The sequence below is a fragment of the Algibacillus agarilyticus genome, from assembly GCF_003286125.1.
GTDB lineage: Bacteria > Pseudomonadota > Gammaproteobacteria > Enterobacterales > Alteromonadaceae > Algibacillus > Algibacillus agarilyticus.
This window is the reverse complement of record NZ_QMED01000003.1, coordinates 223,194-249,375: the sequence shown is the minus strand read 5'-3', so window position 1 is coordinate 249,375 and position 26,182 is coordinate 223,194. Positions and strand designations below refer to the sequence as shown.

The following is a 26,182-nucleotide window of genomic DNA, read 5'->3' as shown; positions in this document are numbered from 1 at the left end:
GAACTAGATTCTTCGAAGGCGAGCATTGTCGCGAGGCACAGCATCTGTTATGTTTAGCGATTGTTCAATAAAAATCGATTATCCAACATTTCATGCGGTTAAAACAAATTAAATTAGCAGGCTTTAAGTCTTTTGTGGATCCCACTACGGTTCCTTTTCCTGCACAAATGACAGCAATTGTCGGGCCTAATGGTTGTGGTAAATCGAATATCATTGATGCGGTTAGATGGGTTTTAGGCGAAAGTTCGGCTAAAAATTTACGCGGCGATGCCATGACCGATGTTATTTTTAATGGTTCAACTTCGCGTAAACCTATTTCACAAGCCAGTATTGAATTAGTTTTTGATAATAGTGAAGGGCGCTTAAAAGGAGAGTACGCGGCCTTTAATGAAATTTCGATTAAGCGCATTGTCACACGTGAAGCGGTTTCAACTTATTTATTAAACGGCGCCAAGTGCCGAAAAAAAGATATAACGGAATTATTTTTAGGTACCGGTTTAGGGCCTCGCTCATATGCCATTATTGAACAAGGCATGATCTCTCGTTTAATTGAATCAAAACCGCAAGAGTTGCGAATTTTTTTGGAAGAAGCAGCCGGTATTTCTAAATACAAAGAACGTCGACGTGAAACTGAAAATCGCATAAAACACACCCGTGATAATTTAGAGCGATTAGCCGATGTTCGAGCCGAATTACAGCAACAGCTAGAAAAGCTGCAAAAACAAGCTTCGGCTGCTAAACGTTATAAAGACCTAAAATCTCAAGAACGTAAACTCAAAGCTGAGCATTGTGTTTTGCGTTGGATGCGTTTGAATAACCAAACCGAAGCGCTTGATAAAAACATAAAACAAAAGCAATTAGCCCTTGAAGCCCTTTCAACTGCGCAACAAGGTGATCAAAACCAATTATTCACATTAAAAACACAACAAGCAGAATTAAAACATCAACTTGAGCAAATTAACCAACAACTCTTTACCTTTGCTAAATCGATTACCCGAGCAGAACAACAGCAACTGCACTTGCGTGAGAAAAAAGCAGGTTTAGAGCGTAATAAAAATCATCAGCAAAGTGAAAAACAAAATCTCGAAACCGATTTAGTGGCGGCTGAAGCTCGATTAACCGAGTTAAAATCGCAGTTTGATGATTTATTACCCGAACTTACTATGGCTAAAGAAGAACAAGACGAAGCCATTTTGCTATTAGAAGAAAATGAACAACAGCATGAATTAATTCTAGAAACATGGCAGTCGCAATCCCAGTCTTTTTATCAAACCGACAATAAAGTTAAAACAATTGAAGCACAATTGAATGCACTAAAACCGTTGATGCAAAAAACACAACAGCGTATTAGCTATATTCAACAAGATATAAAAGAGTTAAAGCACCTGCAATCTGAACAACATGATGATGTTATATCTGACCAAATAGAAATTAAAAAAGAACAGTTAATCGACATTGAACACGCGTTTATAGCAACCAAACAACAAGCTCATCAGCAGCAAGATAAATTATCCGAGTTAGAGCAACAAGACCGAGATGAGCAAAAAAATTATCAAGTGCTCAACGCTGAACTGGCATCGCTTGATTTACTCATCGCTAAAAAATCACAAATGGTTGATGTCGCGGCGTTATCAAGTGGGTTAGCTCAAAGCAATATCAACATTGCGGCACTTCTGCATGAAAGCATAAAAGTTGAAGCCGGCTGGGAAAAAGCCGTGGATGTGGTTCTGCAGCCATTAAACCCTGCTGTCTGGGTTGATACTTTGCTTAAACCTGAAGAAGCACAGGCTATCACTTTAAATGATGAACCATTACCCGCTGTATTTTTATTTAAAGAATCTAGTCAACATGACATAACATCAGCGAAAAAACGTTATGCGACTTTAGCTGACAAAGTGACCGCTCCTGCCAGCATACTGGCCATTTTAAGTCGAGTAAGAATTGATGCTGATGCCAAGCCTGATGCAGAATATAGTGTAATTGATCAAAATGGATTTTGGCGTAATGAAAGTTGGCAATATCTTGCCGGTTTGCAAAACGATAGTATTTTAGCCTGGAAAAATGAAAGGCTAGAAAAACAAGCTCACCTCGATATTTTAAGCCAGCATAATGCTCAAACGACTAAAGACCTCAAGCAAGCTCGATTGACATTGGCAGAATTAACAACACGACTCGAACAGCAAAAAGAAAATATAGGGCAAGCTAAATCCAGTATTCAAACACTTGAGTATCAACAACAAATTGCGCTGCGAGACCGACAAGAGACTGCGCAGCGCCTTGAAAAATACACGCAAGAATTGATTGAACACCAAGCCGCGCTAGAAGACGAGCAAATAGAGAAAATTGAGTTAGAAGCGGCATTAGAAACGGCAATACAACAAAAGCAGCTTTTAACGGGTTCACAAGAGAATGCGCTTAAACAAAAAGAACATAGTAGTCATGCTTTAGCGCTTGCCAGACATAAAGTTGATCAGGCTAAAACGACGGTGCATGATCGCGTCTTAAAAAATGAAACGTTAAAAGGTCAAATTGACAATGCAACACAAGCCATAGTATCGGCTAAAAATAGAACGGTGATGCTGACCGAACAGCATGAAGCGATCCAACTTGAATTGAATGAAATTGATATGCCACTCGAAGATGCTGCTATACAATTACAAGAAAGTTTAGAAGCTAAAGCCGAGGTTGAAGTTAAGCAACGTGAATTTGCGCAACAATTAAGCCTAGTCGAAGACGACATTAACACCTGTGAAAAAGATCAACATGGTGTGATTAACCAAGTACAAAAAATAAAAGATGAGTTAGCGAGCCTACAAATAGAGCGTGAAGGTTATTTAGTTAGGGCTAACTCGGTGCTTGACTCGTTAAATGAAACCGGTCAAGTGCTTAAAAATGTAATAGAAACGTTACCAGACGACGCCAACGAAGGTATCTGGTTAAAAGAATTAGAAAAAATATCGACGGCTATTCAACGTTTGGGGGCTATAAACTTAGCGGCTATCGAAGAATATGATCACCAAAGTGAACGAAAAAATTATTTAGATGCCCAACACGAAGACCTGTTTTCGGCTTTAGACACGCTAGAAAGTGCAATTCGTAAAATAGATCGTGAAACAAAAGCTAAATTTAAACAAACCTTTGATAGTGTAAATGAAGACTTACAAATGCTATTTCCAAAAGTTTTTGGAGGAGGAGCCGCATGGTTAGAGTTAACAGGTGATGACTTATTAGATACAGGTGTTACTATAATGGCGCGACCACCTGGAAAAAGAAATAGCACAATACATTTACTTTCTGGTGGAGAAAAAGCGCTGACCGCATTATCATTGGTATTTGCTATCTTTAGATTAAACCCAGCCCCGTTTTGTATGCTGGATGAAGTCGATGCGCCATTAGATGATGCAAACGTGGTCCGTTTTTGTCGATTAGTTGAAGAAATGTCAAGTAACGTACAATTCATTTTTATTTCGCATAATAAAATTGCGATGGAAATGGCTACAAATTTAGTCGGTGTTACTATGCAAGAACCTGGTTGTTCGCGTATGGTTGCCGTTGATGTTGATAAAGCAATAGCGCTCGCTGAAGCGTCTTAGAGAGAATAATAAGCGATGGATGATTTTCGCATTGTATTAATGATTTTAGGTATTTTGGCTGTTTTGGCTCTTGTTGCACATGGTATATGGACGGTGCGTAAAAATAACCAAAGCTCGATAGAGCCACCATTACCCGATGAAAAACAACCGAAACACAGTAGTAAAGATAAAAAATCGGCTGGTTTTTCGTTAAAGAGCAAAATAGACAGTATTAAGCCGGAGCAAAAAACAGAATCAAAAGACAAGGTGCGTGTTGAACCTAATTTTGATGATGTGCAACTTGAAATGGAATTGCCCGATGAAATGGATTCGTTTATCGCAACGGAAACTGAAACACCTCAAGTGCAAACACATCGTGAAGAAAAAATGTCAACCACAACTGAGCAAAGCGCAAGCGAACCAGCCGAGCAACATACCCCAGAAGAAGTGCTCATTCTCAATGTGATCGCACCCGAAGGTCAGGTGATATCAGGAGCAAGTTTATTACCTTTTTTACTGACTCTTGGTTTTAAATTTGGTGATATGGCTATTTTCCATCGTTATGAAGAAAGCTCAGGCGATGGTGAAATTTTGTTTAGTTTAGCGAATATGTTTAACCCTGGTACATTTGATATAGACAACATGGAGCACTTTACATCACCAGGTGTTTCTTTATTTATGTCTTTGCCGACAAAGAGCGATGCATCACAAGTTTTTAATATGATGCATAACGCCAGTAAGAAAATAGCAGCCGAATTTAATGGCCAAGTATTAGACGGCCAACGCAGTGTATTAACGCGCCAAACTGTTCAGCATTACATTGAACGTATTCGTGAATTTGAACGTCGTCAACTATTAAAATAATGAATATAGTCTTCTCGCTCAGGTTTTATGGTTCATTGTCAGCGCTTACTCTCGACTTTGGCTCCTGCGTCGTTCTAACACCTAAATCCATTTAGGCGGCCCCAATCACATAGTAAAGCATATGCTCATGGGGTCTCGAAGCTTGACTGCTTTGCTTACATGGAAGTAAGTACTTAGGTTTCGTCTGGAACGAGAAACCTGCCCCTAAAACCCGATCGCTTTGACTATAAAACTACAGATAAATAAACAAAAAAAGGTGCTGATTAGCACCTTTTTTTATGCTTGAATTTAGCAATTAAAAGTATTTAGTTAAGTCCATTCCTTTATATAAGTGAGCGACTTCTTTTCCGTAGCCATTAAACGGTAACGTTTTAATGTATTGCTGCGAAAACAACCCACCTTGTGTGATCCTACGTTCCTGCGCCTGACTCCAACGAGGATGCGAAACAGCAGGGTTAACATTGGCATAAAAGCCATATTCACTTGGGGCACTTAAATTCCATGTCGTGGGGGGTTCTTTATCAACTAACTTAATATTTACAATTGATTTGATACTTTTAAAGCCATATTTCCAAGGGACAACTAACCGAACAGGGGCACCATTTTGTGCCGGTAACGCTTTGTCGTATAAGCCAACCGCAATTAAGGTTAATGGATGCATTGCTTCTTCAATGGTGAGTCCTTCAACATACGGATAGTTAATACCCCCGCCAACTAACCGGCTTTGCTGGCCAATCATTTCTTCAGGTCGTTTTAAGGTTTCAAAAGCGACATATTGGGCGTTGCTTTTTGGATCGGCTTGTTTTAACAAAGTGGCTAACGGAATACCAATCCAAGGGATAACCATAGACCAAGCCTCAACACAGCGCATACGGTAGATACGCTCTTCTAATGCATACTTATTAAATAAATCTTCATAACCCAATTCAAATGGCTTGTGACATAAGCCGTTAATGCTTAAATTCCATGGATTTAAGGTGAGTGCATGGGCATTTTGAGCTGGGTCTGTTTTACTGGTGCCAAATTCATAAAAATTATTATAAGAAGTCACCTTAGCTTCGGGGGTTAATTCGTCACGTGCTGCTTTGTCTTTAATAAAGCTTAGGTTTTGCATAACGGCAGCGGGTTTATTTTGTGGTTTATCACTTGAGAATAAATCTAAAATATTCGCTTGGCTGGGGGATGATAGTAAACTACCTGCGCCTAAAAACCCCATTTGCTTTAGCAATTTACGTCTTTGATTAAAAACCGTTTCGTCTGTTATTTCGTGATCTTTAAACTGCGATTGATTGGAACAGGTAATTTTCATACAAAAACCTTAAATAAGTAAATCAGTAATGTGAGCCACTGGGTTTTATTATTATAAATATTGATACCCGGAGCAAAACCATTTTTAAAATATACGAGTATATTAATAGACCGGATAAATAAGTTGTCATTTCATTTTAATTAATTAGCAAGCAATGTAATAAACTGAGATTAATATTAAAAACCTCAAAAATTAAGTATATATGAGATCGTCAGACCTGTTTCTATTATCCAAAAGAGAAAAAGCCGGAAAAAGTTGTTAAATTGCTGTAAAAATAAGCACTTGAAACAAAAGCTGTAAAAATTACTTGCGACTGAGTAAAGCCTTTGTATAATGCAACGCATCAAGTTAATACTTGATGCAACGTTTGTTAATGTGCCGGTGTGATGGAATTGGTAGACATGACGGATTCAAAATCCGTTGCCTTCGGGCGTGGCGGTTCAAGTCCGCCCACCGGTACCACCTTAACAAATGTAAATAAGCCAGCTGACGCTGGTTTTTTTGTGCCTAAAAATCATAAATCATCCTCTTTTCTTCATCTTAAATTAATAAGAATTTTTAACGGCTAAACACCCAAAATGTATCTGTTTTTGGGATGGCTTTTTCGCTGATTCATTTTTGTCGTTTTAAGAAACGGCTCTAAAACTTCACAAGTTATACCAATTCATATAAATAAGTGATCTCTCAGAATGCATCCAGCGGTTTTTGAACAAGGCGTCGGTGTGTAGGAATGTTTTTTCCCTTTCAAATACCGATAACGCAGGTCAAAAGCCGCTGGGGCATTCCTTTCAGGCGAGTTTTAAATGCGCTTACTCTGTGTTGCTCGAACTCAAAAGAGCACCACTATTCTTTCATGTAAGCGCATTTAAACGCTCGCTGAGTGGGCACTTATTATTACGGATTGGTATTAATGGTTGTATCGTCTATTGACGATTCTCTTGGGTGTTCCTGGAATTATGGGAAGTAAACAACTCAGTGGTCTTCAATATTTTCAATTTCTTTGATAAATGAATTCATTAACTTTAAAGGTAGTATGTGCTAAAAAAAGATCTGATCAGCGAAAGTCAGAAAAGTTCAAAAAACTTTCCATCATATTCTATTATTCTTAGAAAAAGCGCGATCCCGCCCTGCTTGTTCGACCATCAACACAGTTTTGTTTCTTTTTCTTTTATAATGCGGTTAGTTTGGCGTGATAGAAGGTAAAGCTGCATTGCTTCATCAAATAAATACTTTTTTTACTTGTGAGGTTAGCGGCTGCCATAAGTCATGTTTTAGTTGCGTTTCGAATGCTTCCGCTTTGGCTTTAGATGTACTGCGGGTGCTCTTATTAATGTTTTTTTGGTCTAGGTAACTAAGTTCAAATTTAGTGTACCAGTATTTAGAGTTGGTTTTTTTAGAGTATAAAATCTCCTCTGATAACAGGTATCAGAAATACTAATGATATAAATTTTAAAAGCCTTTTTTCCGCTGGCCAGTGTGCCAAACTAAATTTAAGCATTCGGCCTCTAATTCGTTATTTGCTTAAGTATTATTAATGTTTTGTTAGGTAAAGAAAGTTATCTGCGGTAATATTTTTTACAAAATAATTATTAAGTGGACTTCAGTTGAACACTCTTCTTACATGGTTAGGAAATCGCGATATAGAGAATATGGAGCAAGATCAAAACGCTTCTATTGTTACGATCGCATCTAAATCAGCAGCTCCATTTGATAAAATTGTCATTCTCTCTAATCAGCTACAAGAAAAATGGCCTGCTTTTGAACGTTATCTAAAAAAGCGTATGACAATACTGGGTTTTCCAACCCATGATATACAAATTAAAAAAGCACATATCTCAAGCCCTATTGATTACCAATCAATAGCACTAGAAACTGAAAAGTGGATAACGAAACTATCTGAAAGTTCTGATTCGTTAGCAATTAACTTAACATCAGGTACACCGGCAATGACGACTTTGTCTGTGTTGATAGGCAAAGGCAAAAACAATGCTTATTTTGTGCAAACAACTCCTAATAATGACTTGTTAAAAGTCGATATACCTCTCAATTTTGCTAGAGCTTATGTACACTCAGCTGCTAAAAATATCGCGAATACGGCAACTTCAAAACCTAAACTAAATTTGGAGAATGCCTTTTCTGAATTAACGGCTAAATCAAGCATAATGCAAACGGCTGTTGCTAAAGCAAAACGTATCGCGCAATCAGAATTGCCAGCTTTGATTTTAGGTGAAACGGGTACAGGAAAAGAGCTAATGGCAAATGCAATTCACAAAGGCAGCCTTAGAGGAAACAAGTCGATAAGAATCGTAAACTGCGGTGCGCTTGCTGATAACTTAGTCGATTCAACACTGTTTGGTCATAAAAAAGGTGCGTTTACGGGGGCAGATAAAGATTATGCAGGTTTATTTGAACAAGCTAACGGCGGCACTTTATTTTTAGACGAAGTGGGTGAGCTTAAACCTGGTATACAGGTAAAGTTACTCAGGGCATTACAGCAAGGCGAAATTACCAGACTAGGTGATACCAAAACCATTAATGTTGATGTACGTGTTATAGCGGCTACCCACCAAGATTTAACCACTTTGATTGAACAAGGGGATTTTCGAGAAGATCTGTTTTACCGCCTAGCGGTGGGCATTATCAAAATGCCACCACTAAGAGATCGAATGGAAGATATTCCCGTCATAGTTGAACAACTGACAGTACAAATTAATGAGTCGGGTTCGAAGCACCCGGAGTATGTAAGTAAAAAAGTTTCCGAAGATGGAATAAAGTTTATTTTATCTCAATCTTGGTTAGGCAATATTCGTGAATTATGGAGCACATTGAACCGGGCTTTTTTGTGGACGGATGCAAAATTGGTGGGTGAAAAGGAACTGTCTGAAGCCATCATAAACAGAAGAGTTGGTGAACAAAATAATGATGTGACGCTTTCTTTCAATGATAAAGTTGATATAGTTCAACTAACTGAAAATTATCAAAAAAAGTATATTGAAGCTGCATTAAGAGCAAGCGGGAATGTTAAGAAGCATGCAACCCAAATGCTGGGCTTAAAAGATCATCAAACGCTAACAAATTGGATGAAGCGATTGGGGGTTCAAAATGAAAAAGAACAATAATTTCGAATTTGGTATTGGACTTGCAAAATAGGATATAAGGAATCAAACAGGAATGAAGCAATCAATGAATTTTGAACACATCCAAACCAAATGGCCTGAATTACATCAGCTTGCTGCATTTGCAGAAGACTATGTGATCAGTGACCCTCAAAGTGCTCTAGTAAAATTACGCTGTTTTGCTGAAAAAGTCGTTGGCTATTTGTATAAGGAGCTACGCCTTCCGGTATTCCCGAACTCTAATATCTATGACAAGTTAACCACTGATGACTTTACCAGTGTCGTTCCTCGACAAATCACAGATAAATTACATGCTATTCGTAAAAGTGGAAATCAAGCCGCGCACGAAGGCAAAGTCGATCAACAACAAGCCATTTGGATCTTAAAAGAAAGTTATTTTGTGGCCAGTTATTTGTTTATGGTTTATAACAACGGTAAACAGTCAGACTGCCCTGAATTTAAAGCACCTTTACCACAACAGCCCCACGATCAATCAAGTGCAGAGTTCATTAAAAAGAACAAGCTTCTAGAAAAACAACTAGTAGAAAGCAAAACGCGTCTTAAACTTGCATTGGAAGAATTAGAAGCATCGCAAGCCGCGCAAAAACAAGCTCAAATTGAAGCCTCCAAGCTTAAACAAGCAATTGACTCTGAAAAAGTCAGCCAAGTGCAATCACTGAATACGAAAATCACTTCTAGCTTTAACTTTAATGAAGCCGAAACGCGTGCTCGTATTATTGATATGGATTTACGTGCAGCAGGGTGGAATGTATCACTAGACGAATCTAGTACCGACGACGTTGGCAAAGAAGTCGAGGTTGCGCACCAGCCTACACCTACAGGTATTGGCTATGTTGATTATGTGCTTTGGAATGACGATGGTAAGCCATTGGCTGTTATTGAAGCAAAGCGTACTCGTGAATCGGTTGAGAAAGGCCGCGAGCAAGTAAAAATCTATGCTGATGCGCTAGAGAAGGAATATAGTCAACGGCCTGTAATATTCTATTCAAATGGTTACGACATTCGTATTTTAGACGATGCGCAAGGTTACAACAGCCGCAAGCTTTATGGCTACTACTCAAAAGACTCGTTGCAGTACCTTATTAAGCAGCGAGCGTTGAAAAAAGACCTAAACCAAACACCTATCGATACCGATGTTGCTGGTCGCATGTATCAAATGGAAACGATCACAAGGGTATGTGAACGCTTTTCAGATAAACATCGAAAATCCTTAATAGTTCAGGCTACAGGAACTGGAAAAACACGAGTATCTATCGCATTGGCGAAACGCTTGTTGGATGCTGGTTGGGCAAAGCGAGTGCTATTTCTTTGTGACCGTAAAGAGTTACGTAAACAAGCGGGTAATGCCTTTAACGAATTTACCAACGAGCCACTATATGTGGTTGGAAAAAGCAAAAAATCGGCGGCTAAATCAGCGCGTATATTCGTCGCAACTTATCCGGGCATGATGAAGTATATATATAGCGATGAATACGATGTTGGCTATTTTGATCTGATTGTTGCCGATGAATCTCACCGTTCAATTTACAATGTATACGGTGATATCTTTAAGTATTTTGATGCGTTGGAAGTTGGTTTAACAGCAACCCCTGTAGAAATGGTGTCACGTTCAACCTGTCAGCTATTCGGTTGTGACTTTAAAATGCCGACGGCGAATTACCCGTTAGAACAAGCGATAGAAGACGGCAACTTAGTACCCTACAAAATCGTAAGCTTTACCACTAAATTCTTACGTGAAGGGATCCGTAAAGATAATCTCACCGACGAGCAAATTGCCGAACTAGAAGAACAAGGTATAGACCCTAACGAGTTAGACTTCGACGCCAAACAAATCGATGAAGCAGTCAAAAATAAAGATACCAACCGTGTGATACTGCGTAACCTGATGGAAAAAGGGTTACGTGATGTAGACGGTCAATTGCCGGGTAAAACAATTGTCTTTGCGCGGAATATTGCTCACGCCGAACTTATGGCTAACCTATTTGCTGAAATGTATCCTCAGTTAGGTAATAACTTCTGCCGCGTTATTCACTCAAAATATGAGCGGGCTGAAGAGCTTATTGACGATTTTAAATCGACTGAAGAAAACAGCGTTCGCATAGCAGTATCGGTTGATATGCTTGATACGGGCATTGATGTGCCAGAATGTGTCAACCTCGTATTTGCTAAGCCAATTAAATCAAAAGTAAAGTTTTGGCAAATGATTGGCCGTGGCACACGCTTGTGTAAAGACTTATACGCAACCGAGGGTGACAAAGGCGCTGGCAAAGACAAAACCCACTTCTTAATATTCGATCACTGGGAAAACTTCGAATACTTCGATATGGACCCAGAAGAAGAGGACGTTAAACAGTCTAAGTCGTTAACGCAAAAGTTATTTGAATCACGTTTATTGTTGGCTGAAACGGCACTTAAAAAAGCCGATGTCGCAACTTTTGATCAAGTGATAAAACTCATTCATCAAGATGTGTGTTCACTTGATATGAATACCATAGCGGTGCGTGACAATTGGCAAGTAGTTGAAGCGTGCAAAGACGAAAAATACCTAAACCAATTTGCCCCAAAAACCAAAGCAAGACTTTATGAGCATATTGCACCGCTGATGCAATGGCGCAATATTATGGGCCAGTCAGAAGCATATAAATTTGATAATGAAATCGCCATTATCCAAACCTTGCTATACACCGACCCAAGCCAAATTGACTTAGCTAGGCAAACGTTGATGGTGAAGATAGACAAATTACAAATGCATTTAAATGAAGTGCGTGCCAAGGCAAGTTTTATTGCTGATATTCAAAAAGACGGCTACTGGCAAAATTTAACAGCATCAATAGACGGTTTTGAAACACTAGAATCCAGCCGCAAAGCACTACGTGCCATTATTCATTTACGCGACAAAGGCACCTATACACCGCCACCAGAAGTCATTTTAGATATCAAAGAAGACAAAGCAGGCTATCAGGCCACAGCGCGTCCTACCAAAATCGTGTCAATCGACTATCAAATCTTCCGCCAAGAAGTAGAAAAAACCTTAACACCATTATTTGAAACTGATAGCGTATTGCAAAAAATCCGTGCAGGTAGCCCAGTTACTGAAGATGATATTGCTCGATTAAATGCTTTGGTTCACATTCAAAACCCGAGTGTTGATTTAAATACCTTAAAAGAATTTTACCCAGATTCAACCGCCAGTTTAGATAAAATTCTACGTACTATTGTAGGAATGGATAAAGAGGCAATCGAGCAAAGCTTTACTAAACTTGTACAGCAAACCCATACCCATATGAATGCCAAACAACAGCGTTTCATTGGTTTATTAAAAAATCACCTCATACGTTATGGCGTCATTAGCATCGACCAACTTTACGACGCGCCGTTTACCCAAATTCACGACATGGGGCTCGACGGCGTTTTTAGCCAAGCACAAGCCGATGTAATACAGCAATTTATTAAACAGTTTGATGTTGAACTTGGCAACAAGTCACCAACGGTTAATAAAACAGTAAGGTTATAATATGAATGATAATCAAAAAAATAGTGACAACAAAATTGTTATCTACCAAACGCAAGAAGGGGCATTATCTTTTGATATTCCGCTTAAAAATGAATCTTTGTGGTTATCACAAGCGCAAATGGCAGAGCTTTTTGGTACCAAACGCCCAGCAATTACCAAGCATTTAGCTAATATATTTAAATCAGGTGAACTTGAGCAAAATGTGGTTAGTTCCATTTTGGAACTAACCACTGAACACGGTGCTATTGCGGGTAAAACACAAAAATCAAAAACCAAATTTTATAACCTCGACGCTATTATTTCTGTGGGTTACCGCGTTAATTCAACCCAAGCCACTCGTTTTCGCCAATGGGCAACTAAAACCTTAAAGCAACATTTATTACAAGGGTACACCCTTAACGAGCAACGCCTAACCGAAAACGCCAACGAACTCGAAAAAGCCTTAATATTAGTAAAACGCGCGGCAGCATTACCTTATAATAGCGAATTTGGTGCTGGGCTTGTTGATATACTGGCCAGTTATACTCAAACCTTTTTATGGTTACAGCAATACGACGAAGGTTTGTTAACCGCACCAGAAGGGCAACAAGGCGGCAACTTAACCCCGTTAAAAGACGCCAAACAAGCCATTAGCCAACTTAAACAAAATTTAATGAATAAAGGTGAAGCCACTCAATTGTTCGCGCAAGAGCGACAAAACGGACTCGATGCTATTTGGGGCGCACTAGAGCAAACCGTATTTGGCGAGCCAGCTTACCCAAGCCTAGAAAGCAAAGCCGCACACTTATTGTATTTTGTGGTAAAAAACCATCCGTTTTCAGATGGCAATAAACGCACCGCGGCATTTTTATTTATTGATTTTCTAAACAGAAATAATCGATTATTAAATGACAATTACCAACCCGTTATTAATGACACTGGGCTAGCGGCCATTACATTGTTAGTCGCAGAATCTAAACCAACAGAAAAAGACACCATAATCCGCTTAATTGAAAACCTTTTAAGCTAAAACAAGCATAAGCAAATACAAGCAAGTACATTTTATTTTTTTGGATATGCCCAAACATTCACACTGGAAAAAAACAAACATGATCACAGGTCCACTAAAAAGCAAAATCGACAAACTATGGGAAGAATTCTGGACGGGCGGTATTACCAACCCGCTCACCGTGATTGAGCAAATTACCTTTTTAATGTACGCCCGTATGCTCGACATGAACGAGCAAGCCGATGAAAAACGCAGCGCCCGTACCAAAAAGCCATTTACCCGCCGTTTTAACGACAACGAGCAACACTTACGCTGGCAAAATTTACGTCATTTAGGCGCAGAAGCGTTATTTAAAGTAGTACGCAACGAGTTATTTCCGTACTTCTCTAAACCGAGTGATAACGAAACAACCGAAGGCGCAATTTTCAACGAGTTTATGAAAGACGCGCAATTGATGATCCAAAAACAATCGTTACTGGTAAAAGCCGTTGAAATGGTTAACGACTTACCGCTAGAAAATTCAGACACCAAAGGCGACTTATACGAATACCTATTAAGCAAACTCACCACCGCCGGCATTAACGGCCAGTTTAGAACGCCGCGCCATATTATTCGTGCCATGGTAGAAATGATGGACCCAAGCGTAAACAGCCGTATTTGTGATCCGTCTACCGGCACCGGTGGCTTTTTAACTAACTCATACGAATACTTATTAGAAAAATACACCTCAGAAGAAGGCATAGAGCGCGAACCTGTATTGGTAGAAGAGGGTAGCGATCAAGGCAAGCCAGTACTTGATGTTAACGGCAAACCCGTTGAAAACATCCTTTATTCTGGCGATTTAATTACCCCAGAAGCTCGCGAACATATAGACACCAACATGTTCCACGGCTTTGACTTTGACGCCACCATGTTACGGGTAGCGGCCATGAACTTGGTGATGCACGGCATTAAACAGCCCGACATTCATTACCAAGACACCTTAAGCCAACGCTTTAGCGAGAATTTTCCGAATGAGGCCAAAGAAGGTTTTGACATTATTTTAGCTAACCCGCCATTTAAAGGCAGTTTAGACGAAGAAGACGTATGCCCAGAGTTATTGCGCAAAGTAAAAACCAAAAAAACCGAATTACTGTTTGTCGCTTTAATTGAGCGCATGTTAAAAATTGGCGGCCAGTCTGCCACCATAGTGCCAGACGGCGTATTATTTGGCTCATCAAAAGCCCATCAACAATTACGCCAATTATTGGTAGAAAACAACCAGCTTGAAGCGGTGATTTCACTACCTAGTGGTGTCTTTAAACCCTATGCGGGGGTATCAACCGCCATTTTAATTTTCACCAAAGGCGGCGCTGGTTCACAAGGAACCGACCATGTTTGGTTTTACGACGTACAAGCCGATGGTTTCTCACTTGACGACAAACGCACCCCAATAAAAGACAACGACTTACCTGATTTAGTTGCCCAGTTTAAAGCCCGCGATAAGAATGAAGCGATAGAGCAAGACAAACTCAGAAAGGCTGACGTGCAGGGAAGCACTAATGCCGCGGGTGCAGGACGCACAGGAGCGGCCTTTTGGGTAAGCAAAGACGAAATCATCACAAACAAATACGACCTTTCCATCAACCGCTACAAAGAAGTGGTATACGAAGAAGAAAGCTACGATCCACCAAAAGAGATCTTGGCTAAGTTAGTGGATTTAGAGAATGATATTCTAAAAGATTTAAAAGATCTGGAGGCGATGCTGTGAGTTGGCCGATGGTAAAGCTTGGTGAACTGGTCACGATAAAAGGTGGCGGGACACCAAGTAAAAAAATAGAGGATTATTGGAATGGGAGCATCCCATGGGCTTCTGTAAAAGACCTGAAAGAAAATGAAATATCTAAAACCCAAGATGCAATTACTGAGTTGGGTGTAAGTAATTCGGCTACGAATATAATACCTGCGGGAACTATACTGACTGCGACAAGAATGGCTTTAGGTAAGTTTGCAATCAATACCGTTGATATGGCTATTAATCAAGACCTTAAGGCACTATTTATTAATGATGAAGAGAAAGTTGATCGTGATTTCTTAATTCGATTTTTAGAATCTAAAGCTCAGTATATAGATTCAGAAGGTAAAGGAGCAACAGTAAAAGGGATCACATTAGATTTTTTAAAAAGCTTAGAAATCCCACTACCACCACTGGATGAACAAAAACGCATCGCCGCGATACTAGACAAAGCCGACGCCATCCGCCGCAAACGCCAACAAGCCATCAACCTCGCCGACGACTTCCTACGCGGCGTATTCCTAGACATGTTCGGTGATCCAGTCACCAACCCGAAGGGTTTTCCAATAGGTACTATTCGTGACTTTGTTGAAACTGCAAATTACGGGTCATCAGGTAAAGCGTCAGAAACAGAGGGTGAATATCCAATGTTACGTATGGGAAATATCACATACGAAGGTGGTTGGGATTTTACGAACCTAAAATATATTGATTTGAATGAAAAAGATAAACCTAAATATTTAACACAAAAAGGTGACTTACTGTTTAACCGTACAAACAGTAAAGAGTTGGTAGGTAAAACAGCCGTATTTGAAGAAGATAATCCAATGGCTATAGCAGGATATTTAATCCGAGTAAGAACTAATGAACTTGGAAATAACTATTACCTCTCAGGTTATTTAAATTCAGCTCATGGTAAAAAAACATTGGTCGGAATGTGTAAAAGCATTGTAGGTATGGCAAATATAAATGCGCAAGAGTTACAGAATATTAAAATTTTGCTACCGCCCATCGAACTTCAAAATGAGTTTCAAAATATTGTAAAAGCCACTAAGCATAAATTGAAAACCTTTGATAAAAGCAATGAGTTACTTAACGACAACTTTAACTCGCTAAGCCAAAAAGCTTTCGCGGGGGAATTGTAAATGCAGCACCTATACAACTACTTAGATGAATTGCTTGTTGTTCAATCTAAAGCTGCTGATAGGCATAATCACAAAGGAGTGCTGGGAGCTGTTCGTGAAGAATTTATAAAGACAATTATTAGTGAACGTTTAGATTGGCTTAAAGAAAGGGTCCAGACGGGAGAAATCGTTTCTGACAATAAATATTATGGTCAGCAAGATATTCTTATTCGCAAAGAGGGAGCTGTAAATACAGCGCTTGGAGGACAGTCTTTGTTAGATGTAAAAGATGCTGCTGCAATCATTGAAATAAAAACTAACGCTAAGTTAACTGAAATTACCAAATTTGATAAAGTTGCTCAAAAGCTGAAAGACGCTAACCCTAACTTAGTTACTGGCTTTCTTTGCTACAAGTTAAATGGTACGAAGAAAACTGTTTTGAAGAGAGCTGGTTATTCGTATGACAAAGAGCTTGAGACTTATGAACCAAGTACTGAACCAGAATACGAAGCTATAGATTTTATTATTTCACTAGATGAGGAGTTTGATCGAGGCGAAGAGAAGTCGTTTTATTTGCAACGAGATCAGTCTTCTAAATTTTACAGTTTTACTCCTTCAGGTCCGTTTAGCGAATATTTATTACTTGAAGTAAAACGAGCCGACCAAAACGCTAAAGAAGAACCATAAATATTAATAATAGCAAGGACGTTTAAATGAATGTAAGTGGTTTCACTGTTAATGAAGATTTGTGGCAAAGTCTAAGACACTGCCAGCAAGAAAGTATTCAAACGGCGTTAAGTTACTTAAAAAAGCCTTTAAATGAAAACGCTAACTCTTGCCTTATTAGCTTGCCAACAGGCGCAGGTAAATCGGGTGTAATTAGTATTGTCACTCACAAAGCAACCCAAAAGCGGGTGCTGGTTTTATGTCATCGACGTGCTGTGTGTGATCAACTTTTTAGAGAAATAAATGGAAAGTTCTTTAGTGATCGTGTTGAAGGTGAGGTTATCAAGCGCAAGGCTGTTTATAGTGACGTAAACGATACTTCTAAAAACGGTGTGTATGTTTCCACCTTCCAGAAACTACAAACTTTCAATAGTGCTCAGCTTGAGCGGTTAAAGCAAGATATTGATCTTATTATTATTGATGAGGGACACGCCGAACCTTCTCCTGTATGGAGCACCTTGGTTCGTGGTATTGATACTCATAAAGTCGTTATAACAGCTACTCCTTACAGGAATGATTTGTATCAATTCGATGTTACCGAAGATGCCAGTTATATTTATACCTTTGAAAGAGCACTTGCAGATGATGTTTTAAAAGAACCAACTTTTGAGTCAATTACTTTAGCTGAATTAAGCGGGAAAATTACAGACTTCTTAGAAGCTAATGATGGCACAAAGTGCATTATTAAATGTGAAAAGTTCGAAGATATTAATCGCTATTACGATTTGTTAAACGATGACTTTTCGGTATTAGCAATACATGAACAATTTACTAAAGATGAACGAGATAATGTAAAAGTTTCCGTGCCAGCGAACCTTAAAGGTTCTGATTCTCAAGTCATTATTCACCAGCGGAAACTGGATGAAGGGGTCGATATTCCTGAAGCGAAGTTATTGGTTTTGGCCTATGCAGTTAATAGTGGTCGCGAACTAGTTCAAACCATCGGAAGAGTAGTTCGTTTGTACGGTGATATTGAACCTAAAGTTTTGGAGATTGAAAGCGATGCAAATAGCCAAATGTGGCAAAACTACAGAAAATTTGATCGTTCACTTAACACCGCCGAGTCAGTTAAAAAATTCATAGCATCATTAGACAGTAATAAGTTGATTGAGCGTTACCTAGAGGCATTTCCTGATGTGAGTTATTACGGAAACCGCTTTGTAAGTAAGTTTGACCTCAATACCTTTGAGCCGGAAAGTTCTCTAAATATCCCAACAGCATCAATTTGTTTTTTGAATCAGACGCAGGGATTCAACGTTCAGCTTTTATCTGATCATCTATATTGGCGATCTAATAATGCGGGTGAACTTGCGAGAACATTTTCTACAGAATCTGGTATTCATGGTGTTATATCAATCGCATTCAATAAGTCTCGGTTTTTAACAGACCAATTTTTCTTTGAACCTTCACTTGAAATAACATTATACAAACAGCTCTCGAACAACGTTGTTGCAATTTATGATAGCCGAGGTCGCAGATTTAATGGTGAGAAAGATTTAAAACTCGGCTCTGCGGTATCTCTAGATAAACTGCTTAAGGTAATGTCATTAGGTGAATCAGCCTCAACGAAAGAAGCGAGTAGTAAATCGATTAGCTCTGCTAGAAAACGTCCTGAAAGCATCGCGGTAAAAGGGAAAGATTTAGAGCAAATGGCTGACATGCAAGCCAATGCGTCATATCGATTAGCTACAATGCGTTGTGATACCTATGACCAATACAATAAAAAGAATGGTAGTTATTATGTAGGTGCAGACTCTGGGCGAATCTCAGATCAAAAAGAGTCATCGTTTACTTTGGATGATCTTAATGATTGGCTTACAGATATTGATAGTGTCATATCTGCAAATATTAATATACAGAACGCCCTAGTACATTCATATGCAAAGCCAATAATGGTTGATGAAAATTTTGAGGCTCACAGTTTGATTTTTGATCTAACAGAGTTTGAGTCTCCGATTAGTATTTTTATAGCAGGGGAACAATATACACTCGATAATTCGTTTTTGTATTTAATTTACAATAACGGTGCTTTGCTTGTTGATGGTGTTGAGGAAAGTAAAATCTTAGTCAACTTTAATCAAGAAGAACCTTTTTTAGAAATTACACCAGAAGCGGAAATACTACATTCACTTGCAGGTGAGGAACAGCAAGACATAACTGACTTTCTCAACGAGCACTTACATAAAGCGCTTTTAGCGAATGGGATTAGTTATGCAAATGATAAATTCTATCAATTAACGCTTCCTCTGGCTGATAGCTTTGAATTAGGTGCTTCTAACCTTGCCAATGTTGTTATCGGGCTAGAGTCTCTTGTTGGCGCAAACTTAGATGAGAAAGGATATCAGAATGGTGCTCATCAGGTTGTTGATGGAGGCTTTAGCCGTGATTCGATTTTCTACTTAGTGGATCAATTAAAAGCTAATGGTTTAGCCAACCCAACAAAAAACGAACTAGGTCCATTTGCTCCCTACATACCGGATGCAGACTTGCTAATTAATACTGATATGGGAACAGAACCTGCTGACTTTATAGTATCGTCAAAAAACAAATTAGCATTCGTTCATGTTAAATGTGGTAGTGCAATCAACCCGCGTTCATCGGCAGGAGCACTTGCTGAAGTAGGGTCTCAAGCCATAAAAAATATCGAAATGCTAATCAGTGGCGATGCTGAACTGAAACCTTCAAATTGGAATAGGCTTTATACGGCTTGGCCTTCTCCAGAAGCAGCACCAAATATCGCTGAAAGAATTAGAATTTTCCAAGGTGTTGCTTTTACGGCTCAAAACGAGCAGGTAAGATTAGAAAAATTAAATGAGCTATGGGCTACAGTTGCAACAAGAAGACGTTCTACGGCTGTAAAAAAAGAAATTTGGATTGTTGCTGCTAATAGCTTTTCTGCCGAACATTTTGAGCTGCAATTAAAGTTAGGTTCAGAGGCAAATGGCGAAACTTTACAGGCTTTTCAATTATTAAATGGTTGGCTAGCTACGGCGCACGATAATGATATTGAGTTGAAAGTTTTTGTTTCACCATAAATGTAGGCGAGAGCTAAGGAATAGATGATGAGAGGTGGTCGAAGATGGAACAGGACATGCGTTGGCCGTATTACAAAACTTAAGATCTATTAGTTTACATCCAAGACTTGATGAGATTTATAAAGCCCCGCCTAATAATGCTAAACTTAAACTACAAGAATCTGAAAAACTATTAATGCTATTAGAAGTATTGGAGGATATTAAAAATAAGCATGAAAAGGTTATTATTTTTGCAACGACTAAAAATGTTCTGGTCAAGTCTAACCGGACACTTTTCTAAAGGAATGTTCATATTCAATTGGCGACTGATCATCATTAGCTGAATGCAATCGCTCAACATTATAATATTTCATGTACTTTGCTACATCTTCTCTCATATGCAAACGGGTTGGTTGGGGTATTTTAAATAGCCAATCATGTTTTAAGCTACCAAAGAACCTCTCTACAACTGCATTATCCCAGCATGCCCCCACATCGCCCATGCTATTCTGCTTATCTAAAATTCTACTTATCTTAAATTTCACTTGTCTTAAATACAGTTGTGCTGTTGATTGAAATTGGCTGTTAACGCCCTCCATTTATACGGGTATAGAGTGGAGGTTATTGTTACTTTAGTTTTTATTGGTATTTAAATATAAAATAAATAATTTAAATGTGTCGTATTGTTGTTTGCTGACATTATATTAAAAGGTAAGCGGGCTTTTTATATATAGTCTTCTCGCTCAGGTTTTATGGTTCATTGTCAGCGCTTACTCGCCCCAATCACATAGTAGAGCATATGCTCATGGGGTCTCGAAGCTTGACGGCTTCCCCTAAAACCCGATCGCTTTGACTATATGTGTAACGAAAGTTGAAATTTGCGTTAAGTCATTTAAGTCATTAATGCCGATTTATTGAGTTTATCGAAAAATAATGCGAGTTTGTCAATAAAGTCCACCTTTCTTTGTTGCAAGGTTGCAAGATTTTTACCAATTAAAATGTAAATAACAATATCAGCGAAGTATAAAGATGATTAATGTCATGAAAACAAAACCGTTATTAGTGATTGGGGCGTTGGCGAGCGTTATCACGTTAACAGCTTGCTCGTTATTACCAGATGGCGGTGATGCCAGCCAACCCAAAGCGGTTATGAATACCAAAGCGCTTATAAATAAAGGTAACGATGTGGTTAGTCCTGAACGGCTAGCAAAAAATGTGGTTAAACCATTACCGGCGCAAGCTAATAAAATGAAGCCGCATATTCTGTGGATATTAACTGATGATCAACGAGCTGATTCTATCGGGGCGGTTAATATGGCATTACGCGGCACTAAAGAAAGCGAGCTTGGCTATGTAGAGTCGCCTAATTTAGATGCACTAGCTGAAGAAGGTGTATTGTTCCCGTTAGCTTACAATCAATCACCTGGTTGCTCTCCGTCACGCTATTCAATGGCAACAGGCCAGTATCCGCATCATAGCGGCCGTTATGGTTTTGAATATTCGCATCGTCAAAGCGAACATGCAAAACCCACCATACCTGAAATATTACGTGAACAAGGTTATCAAACAATGTTGGCGGGTAAATTAGGGTTACGCTTGAAAAATGGTTTAAATATAGCGGGGGTTCCACTCACCTATGACTATGAAGTTGAACGATATGCGTTAGAACGTGCAGGTCTAGGCGATTGGACTAAAAAGACAGAAATGAATTGGCAAACGGGTGAACAAGTCAAAGTGACTGAGTTTTTCCATTACCCAGATGGCAGTAAAGATGCTTTTGTTTATTCTCGTGGGGGGCAGTTTGTAAGCGAGGTTAATCCAGCTGACAAAAAGTTAGATATTATCCGGTCTTATACGCGTTCTTTACCTGTATTGATTTTAGGTGGAGAAAGCCCAATGCCTGAAGATCAAACAACCGACGGTAAAATTTTACAAGCCTTCCAAAATTATTTGGGCAACGCTAACAAAAGCTATACCTCAATGTTGGGTAAGAAAATTCAAGGCCCGGTAGATGATAAACCTGTGATGGTGAGCTTGAGTTTTCATTTTCCCCATACACCCGTGTTACCACCGAAGTCATTTCAAGACCGATTTGAAAAAATACCATACAAACTGCCGGCGTTTAGTCAAGATGAAGTGACTAAATTACCTCAGCAACTTAAAAACCTTTATCACAACACGAAAGCCGATGGCCTTACTGAAGCCGAAAAATTGCGTACTATACAAGACTACTATGCGTTTACCGCTTACGGTGATTCTTTAATTGGTAAAGCGATTAAAGATTTTAAAGCGTACAGCAAGAAAACTAATCGGCCTTACCTTATTGTGGCTACCGTGGGTGATCATGGTTGGCACTTAGGTGAGCAAGGTATTCAGGCTAAGTTTGCGCCATGGAATAAATCGGGTCATGGTGCCATGATCGTTGTGGATTCGTCGGGTGAATACTTCCCTAAAAACACGGTACATACCGACTATGTTGAATACGTTGATATAGCGCCAACTCTTTATGCCGCGGCGGGTGTTGATATTAACAAGGCTAATCAGCATTTAGATGGCTTTAATTTGGCTAATATTATTCGCCAACCTGAATTAAAGCGTGATTACGTGCTAGGTGAAATGAATCAAATTATTGGCGACCGTGTTTATTTGCGCTCAAAGCGTTTTGGCTTTTCAATAAAAATTCGACCAAAACACGGCAAGCCAGGCGAAACCCATAAAGCCGGTGAAAACATTATGTGGGCCGTTAATGCGTCACCTAAGCAAGTTGAAATGGCCTTGTATGATATGACATGCGACCCAAACGAACGCAACAATGTAGCTTATGATCCGGCCTATCAAGATATTGTGAAGGCGCTTCGTACTAAAACACAAAATATCTTTTTGGGTGACAACCGCTTAGAAGTCAATTGGAAAAAACAAAACGTTTTTCATATGAGTGATTTTGCAGCAGGAGCCCATGACCGTAAATTAACAGAACTCGATTTATTGCCAATGCCTACATGCTTAGCGGGTATTTAGCGATCTGAATTGAACGTTTTAATTTATTATTTTATTTAGTGAGGCAGGATTTTTGATTGTGAGTAAATGCTTTTTATTTGTTAGTTTTTACTCATTATTGTAAATAAATTTGTGTGTTTATTGATAAAACTATAGTTTGGTTTATGTTTAATGTTTACAATGGTTGTTAATAACCAACTCTTCTATAAATAAAGCAGCTATAAAAAAGGCGCTTAGTTACACTCCGCTTTGTATAGCTAATGATACTAATTATTAATTTTGTTGAGCCTTCAAATGACCAAAACAGCGATTAAGTCTTTACTATTTTTGGCTGCGAGCTTGCAATTGGGATGCCAAATGCAAGAAAGCAGCACCCCGCATCAGCAAGTCAGCCCGTTAAGTAACAGCGATAAAACCCAAACGTCGACCCAAGATAATAAGGTAACCAATGGGCACAGTGCTGCTTACCATAAAGATGATCACAAGCATGAACAAAACCCCAATCATATTAAAGGTTTGTCGCCACAAGATTCGCTTGCCACAATGGTATTACAAGACGGCTACACAATGGAGCTAGTGGCACACGAGCCTATGGTTGAAGAACCTGTTGTGGCAACTTTTGACGGCAATGGCCGTATGTATGTTGCTGAAATGCTGACCTACATGCAGAACGTAGATGGCAAAGGGCAGATGAAGCCGGTTAGCCGTATTAAACGCCTTGAAGATACTAATAATGATGGGGTAATGGATAAGTACACCATCTTTGCCGATAATTTATTATTACCTCGCATGATATTGCCATTAGAAGATGGCAAAATTCTCGCGCGAGAAACCAACACTTTTGATTTATTGCTACTGGAAGATACTGATGGCGATGGCGTATCAGATAAGCGCACTACCGTATTTAAAGGCGGTAAACGTGGCGGTAATTTAGAGCATCAACCTAGCGGTCTCATCTGGGGACTCGACAACTGGTTATATGTAACTTACACCAATGCCCGTTATCGATTTAAAAATGGCAAAGTGATCCGTCAGAGTATCAATTTTGGCGGTGGACAGTGGGGCCTTGGGCAAGATGAAGCAGGACGATTCTATTACTCAGCCGCGGGGGCGGAAGACCCCGTATTTAGTTTTCAGTACCCCAGTGTATATGGCATGTTCCCGATTGAAGGTGAAACGGCTAATGGTTTTAATGAAGTGTTCCCCATTGAGCAAATACCTGATGTGCAAGGGGGTAAACCCCGTTTGCGTGCCGACAACACACTTACCGTATTTACGGGTATTGCAGGCCAGAGTGTTTATTTAGGTGACAAATTACCCGAACTATATGGGAATTACATTGCGCCTGAACCGGTTGGTAATTTAGTGCGCAGCGCAGAGATAACTCGCGAAGATGGCTATTCGATTATTAGCCATCCTTATCAAGAACAACAAAAAGAATTTATTGCGTCAACTGATACGGCTTTTCGTCCAGTATGGAGCGAAACCGGACCAGACGGCACGCTATATTTGGTTGATATGTACCGGGGTATTATTCAAGAAGGCAATTGGACAAAAGAAGGCTCGTTTTTACGAACCATCATCAAGCAATTTGGTTTAGATAAAATTATTGGCGGTGGCCGTATTTATCGTATTACTAAACCTGGTATAGATTTAGGTGACAAGCCAAATCTATACAATGAAACCCCTGCCCAGTGGGTTAATTATTTATCGCATGCTAACCAATGGTGGCGTATTAATGCGCAAAAATTGATTGTGTTAAGCCAAGATAAATCAGTCATACCAGCCTTGAAAAAAATGGCGATGAGTCATCAAAACCCGCTTGCCCGTTTACATGCACTATGGACATTAGAAGGCCTTGGCATTATTGATATTAAGCTATTACGTGCCAAATTTAACGATCAAGACAGTAACGTTCGTGTGGCGGCTGTACGCATTTCAGAGCAGTTAGTCACTAAAAAAGATAACAGTATTGTTAAGGTTTGGCTGTCATTGTTAGAAAGCGCAGATATTGAGCTAGCGCAACAACTCTATTTATCGGCTACCTATGTCAAGTTACCTAAAGCGGTTAGCGCTAAAATTACGCAGGCGATATTGGAAAAATACCCCACTAAGAAAGGCTTGATAGCGATTGATAAAGAGATTAAGTACCAAGTGAAAGAGCGTGAAGCGCAAGCCGCGCTTGCTAAGGGTAATAAAGCGCTAGCTGAATCAATGACACGCGGTAAACAACATTTTAAATCTTTGTGTTCAACCTGTCATGGTGCTGACGGTCAAGGTGCTCCAGCCGGTAACGGTTTATTAGCACCATCGTTTGTTAAAAACCCACGCGTTAATGGGGATGTCGCAACACTAGGCAGTATAGTCTTGCACGGATTAACGGGCCCGATTAACGGTCAATCCTACTTGGGTGGATTAATGGCGTCTGTTGCTTCAAATGATGACGAGTACCTTGCTGATGTATTGACTTACATTCGTAATGATTTTGGCAATAAAGCGCCTATGGTAAAACCAGAGCAAATTGCCAAACTTCGCTTGTTAAATACCCGTTCTTCGCCTTGGACTATGCCTGAACTGAAAGCGGCTTACGGTGAAAAGCTAACCAATAAAAAGCAATGGAAATTCAGTGCCAGTCACGGTAACGACAAATTTGATGTACTGATCGATGGTAAAACGGATTGGGCTAAATGGAGCAGCGTTGATCTTCAAGAAATTGGCATGTGGCTGCAAGTTGAGCTGCCACAAATCTATCAAGTAAGTTTGGTTGATATGGATTGTAATAAATGGGGATGGCATTGTGCTCGGGCTTTCGATTTACAGTTTTCGCTAGATGGTAAAAACTGGCATACAGTGGATACCAATATTGAAAATAGCGGTAAACGTGTTAGCCAAACATTAGGTGAAAAAGCCAAATATATTAGGTTTGTGTTGAAAAATGGTAGTTCAAAAGTGGCTTGGGCGGTAACTGAAATTGATATTTTCGGTAGCCCAGCTGATTAACCTGAGCTATAGATGACCACTTTTCTCGGGGTATTTTAGCTACATTTTTATCAGAGCTCAGGTTAACTAACCTGAGCTCTATAGTCAAAGCGATCGGGTTTTAGGGGCAGGTTTCTCGTTCCAGACGAAACCGAAGTACTTACATCCATGTAAGCAAAGCCGT

14 protein-coding genes, 1 tRNA gene and 1 pseudogene are annotated in these 26,182 nt (G+C 39.4%); 13 read left to right on the top strand and 3 right to left on the bottom strand.

The genetic code is table 11. The annotated features are described in order from the left end of the window. The first annotated feature begins 92 nt into the window (after positions 1-92). Positions 93-3,593, top strand: a complete 3,501-nt coding sequence (gene smc, locus DPX34_RS04400; RefSeq protein ID WP_111977198.1) for a chromosome segregation protein SMC — start codon at positions 93-95, stop codon at positions 3,591-3,593. Positions 3,594-3,608: 15 nt separating this feature from the next. After that, complete coding sequence (gene zipA, locus DPX34_RS04395; protein WP_111977197.1) at positions 3,609-4,436, top strand: cell division protein ZipA; 828 nt, start codon at positions 3,609-3,611, stop codon at positions 4,434-4,436. A gap of 295 nt (positions 4,437-4,731) precedes the next feature. On the opposite strand, the gene msrP is transcribed toward zipA, so the two are convergent. After that, positions 4,732-5,745 (bottom strand): protein-methionine-sulfoxide reductase catalytic subunit MsrP, encoded by a 1,014-nt coding sequence (msrP, locus tag DPX34_RS04390; RefSeq protein WP_111977196.1) that lies wholly within the window; start codon positions 5,743-5,745, stop codon positions 4,732-4,734. Between the two features lie 377 nt (positions 5,746-6,122). Here msrP and DPX34_RS04385 point away from each other — a divergent pair. Then, positions 6,123-6,207, top strand: a tRNA-Leu gene (locus DPX34_RS04385). A gap of 756 nt (positions 6,208-6,963) precedes the next feature. On the opposite strand, the gene DPX34_RS22440 is transcribed toward DPX34_RS04385, so the two are convergent. Beyond that, positions 6,964-7,152, bottom strand: a complete 189-nt coding sequence (locus tag DPX34_RS22440; RefSeq protein WP_499698285.1) for a hypothetical protein — start codon at positions 7,150-7,152, stop codon at positions 6,964-6,966. A 197-nt stretch (positions 7,153-7,349) separates the two neighbouring features. Here DPX34_RS22440 and DPX34_RS04375 point away from each other — a divergent pair, with 197 nt between their 5' ends. From DPX34_RS04375 to DPX34_RS04340, 8 genes are all read left to right on the top strand, one after another. Then, a complete protein-coding gene (locus DPX34_RS04375; RefSeq protein ID WP_111977195.1) occupies positions 7,350-8,864 on the top strand; it encodes a sigma 54-interacting transcriptional regulator in 1,515 nt (504 codons plus the stop codon). Between the two features lie 52 nt (positions 8,865-8,916). Next, positions 8,917-12,396 carry a DEAD/DEAH box helicase family protein gene (locus DPX34_RS04370; RefSeq protein ID WP_111977194.1) on the top strand — a complete coding sequence of 1,160 codons (3,480 nt, stop codon included), beginning with the start codon at positions 8,917-8,919 and terminating at the stop codon, positions 12,394-12,396. A 1-nt stretch (position 12,397) separates the two neighbouring features. Then, positions 12,398-13,405 carry a virulence RhuM family protein/type II toxin-antitoxin system death-on-curing family toxin gene (locus DPX34_RS04365; protein WP_111977193.1) on the top strand — a complete coding sequence of 336 codons (1,008 nt, stop codon included), beginning with the start codon at positions 12,398-12,400 and terminating at the stop codon, positions 13,403-13,405. A gap of 79 nt (positions 13,406-13,484) precedes the next feature. Continuing rightward, entirely contained in the window at positions 13,485-15,134 is a 1,650-nt protein-coding gene (locus DPX34_RS04360) for a type I restriction-modification system subunit M (protein WP_111977192.1), read from the top strand. Then, entirely contained in the window at positions 15,131-16,303 is a 1,173-nt protein-coding gene (locus tag DPX34_RS04355) for a restriction endonuclease subunit S (RefSeq protein WP_198673619.1), read from the top strand. The genes DPX34_RS04360 and DPX34_RS04355 overlap by 4 nt, the downstream gene beginning before the upstream one ends. Beyond that, positions 16,304-16,969: a DUF6602 domain-containing protein gene (locus tag DPX34_RS04350; RefSeq protein WP_111977191.1), complete on the top strand. Its 666-nt coding sequence runs from the start codon at positions 16,304-16,306 to the stop codon at positions 16,967-16,969. A 26-nt stretch (positions 16,970-16,995) separates the two neighbouring features. After that, positions 16,996-20,043, top strand: coding sequence for a DEAD/DEAH box helicase (locus tag DPX34_RS04345; RefSeq protein ID WP_111977190.1), 3,048 nt, complete (start codon positions 16,996-16,998; stop codon positions 20,041-20,043). A gap of 34 nt (positions 20,044-20,077) precedes the next feature. Continuing rightward, entirely contained in the window at positions 20,078-20,323 is a 246-nt protein-coding gene (locus DPX34_RS04340; RefSeq protein ID WP_111977189.1) for a hypothetical protein, read from the top strand. Here the strand turns inward: DPX34_RS04340 and DPX34_RS04335 are convergent. After that, a pseudogene (locus DPX34_RS04335) lies at positions 20,304-20,528 on the bottom strand (integrase core domain-containing protein); the annotation flags it as partial. The gene DPX34_RS04340 and the pseudogene DPX34_RS04335 sit on opposite strands and share 20 nt — an antisense overlap. A 535-nt stretch (positions 20,529-21,063) precedes the next feature. Here DPX34_RS04335 and DPX34_RS04330 point away from each other — a divergent pair. Both DPX34_RS04330 and DPX34_RS04325 read left to right on the top strand, forming a co-directional pair. Further along, a complete protein-coding gene (locus DPX34_RS04330) occupies positions 21,064-23,040 on the top strand; it encodes a sulfatase-like hydrolase/transferase (protein WP_232824649.1) in 1,977 nt (658 codons plus the stop codon). A gap of 336 nt (positions 23,041-23,376) precedes the next feature. Next, positions 23,377-26,019: a DUF7133 domain-containing protein gene (locus DPX34_RS04325; protein WP_232824648.1), complete on the top strand. Its 2,643-nt coding sequence runs from the start codon at positions 23,377-23,379 to the stop codon at positions 26,017-26,019. Positions 26,020-26,182: the final 163 nt, after the last annotated feature.

What these genes read in the sequence shown, in the direction of transcription:
- DPX34_RS04370 (WP_111977194.1), top strand. Translation starts at nt 8,917, where the DNA reads ATGAAGCAATCAATGAATTTTGAACACATCCAAACCAAATGGCCTGAA.
- zipA (WP_111977197.1), top strand. Translation starts at nt 3,609, where the DNA reads ATGGATGATTTTCGCATTGTATTAATGATTTTAGGTATTTTGGCTGTT.
- msrP (WP_111977196.1), bottom strand. Translation starts at nt 5,745, where the DNA reads ATGAAAATTACCTGTTCCAATCAATCGCAGTTTAAAGATCACGAAATA.
- smc (WP_111977198.1), top strand. Translation starts at nt 93, where the DNA reads ATGCGGTTAAAACAAATTAAATTAGCAGGCTTTAAGTCTTTTGTGGAT.
- DPX34_RS04325 (WP_232824648.1), top strand. Translation starts at nt 23,377, where the DNA reads ATGCAAGAAAGCAGCACCCCGCATCAGCAAGTCAGCCCGTTAAGTAAC.
- DPX34_RS04360 (WP_111977192.1), top strand. Translation starts at nt 13,485, where the DNA reads ATGATCACAGGTCCACTAAAAAGCAAAATCGACAAACTATGGGAAGAA.
- DPX34_RS04365 (WP_111977193.1), top strand. Translation starts at nt 12,398, where the DNA reads ATGAATGATAATCAAAAAAATAGTGACAACAAAATTGTTATCTACCAA.
- DPX34_RS04345 (WP_111977190.1), top strand. Translation starts at nt 16,996, where the DNA reads ATGAATGTAAGTGGTTTCACTGTTAATGAAGATTTGTGGCAAAGTCTA.
- DPX34_RS04350 (WP_111977191.1), top strand. Translation starts at nt 16,304, where the DNA reads ATGCAGCACCTATACAACTACTTAGATGAATTGCTTGTTGTTCAATCT.
- DPX34_RS04330 (WP_232824649.1), top strand. Translation starts at nt 21,064, where the DNA reads ATGAAAACAAAACCGTTATTAGTGATTGGGGCGTTGGCGAGCGTTATC.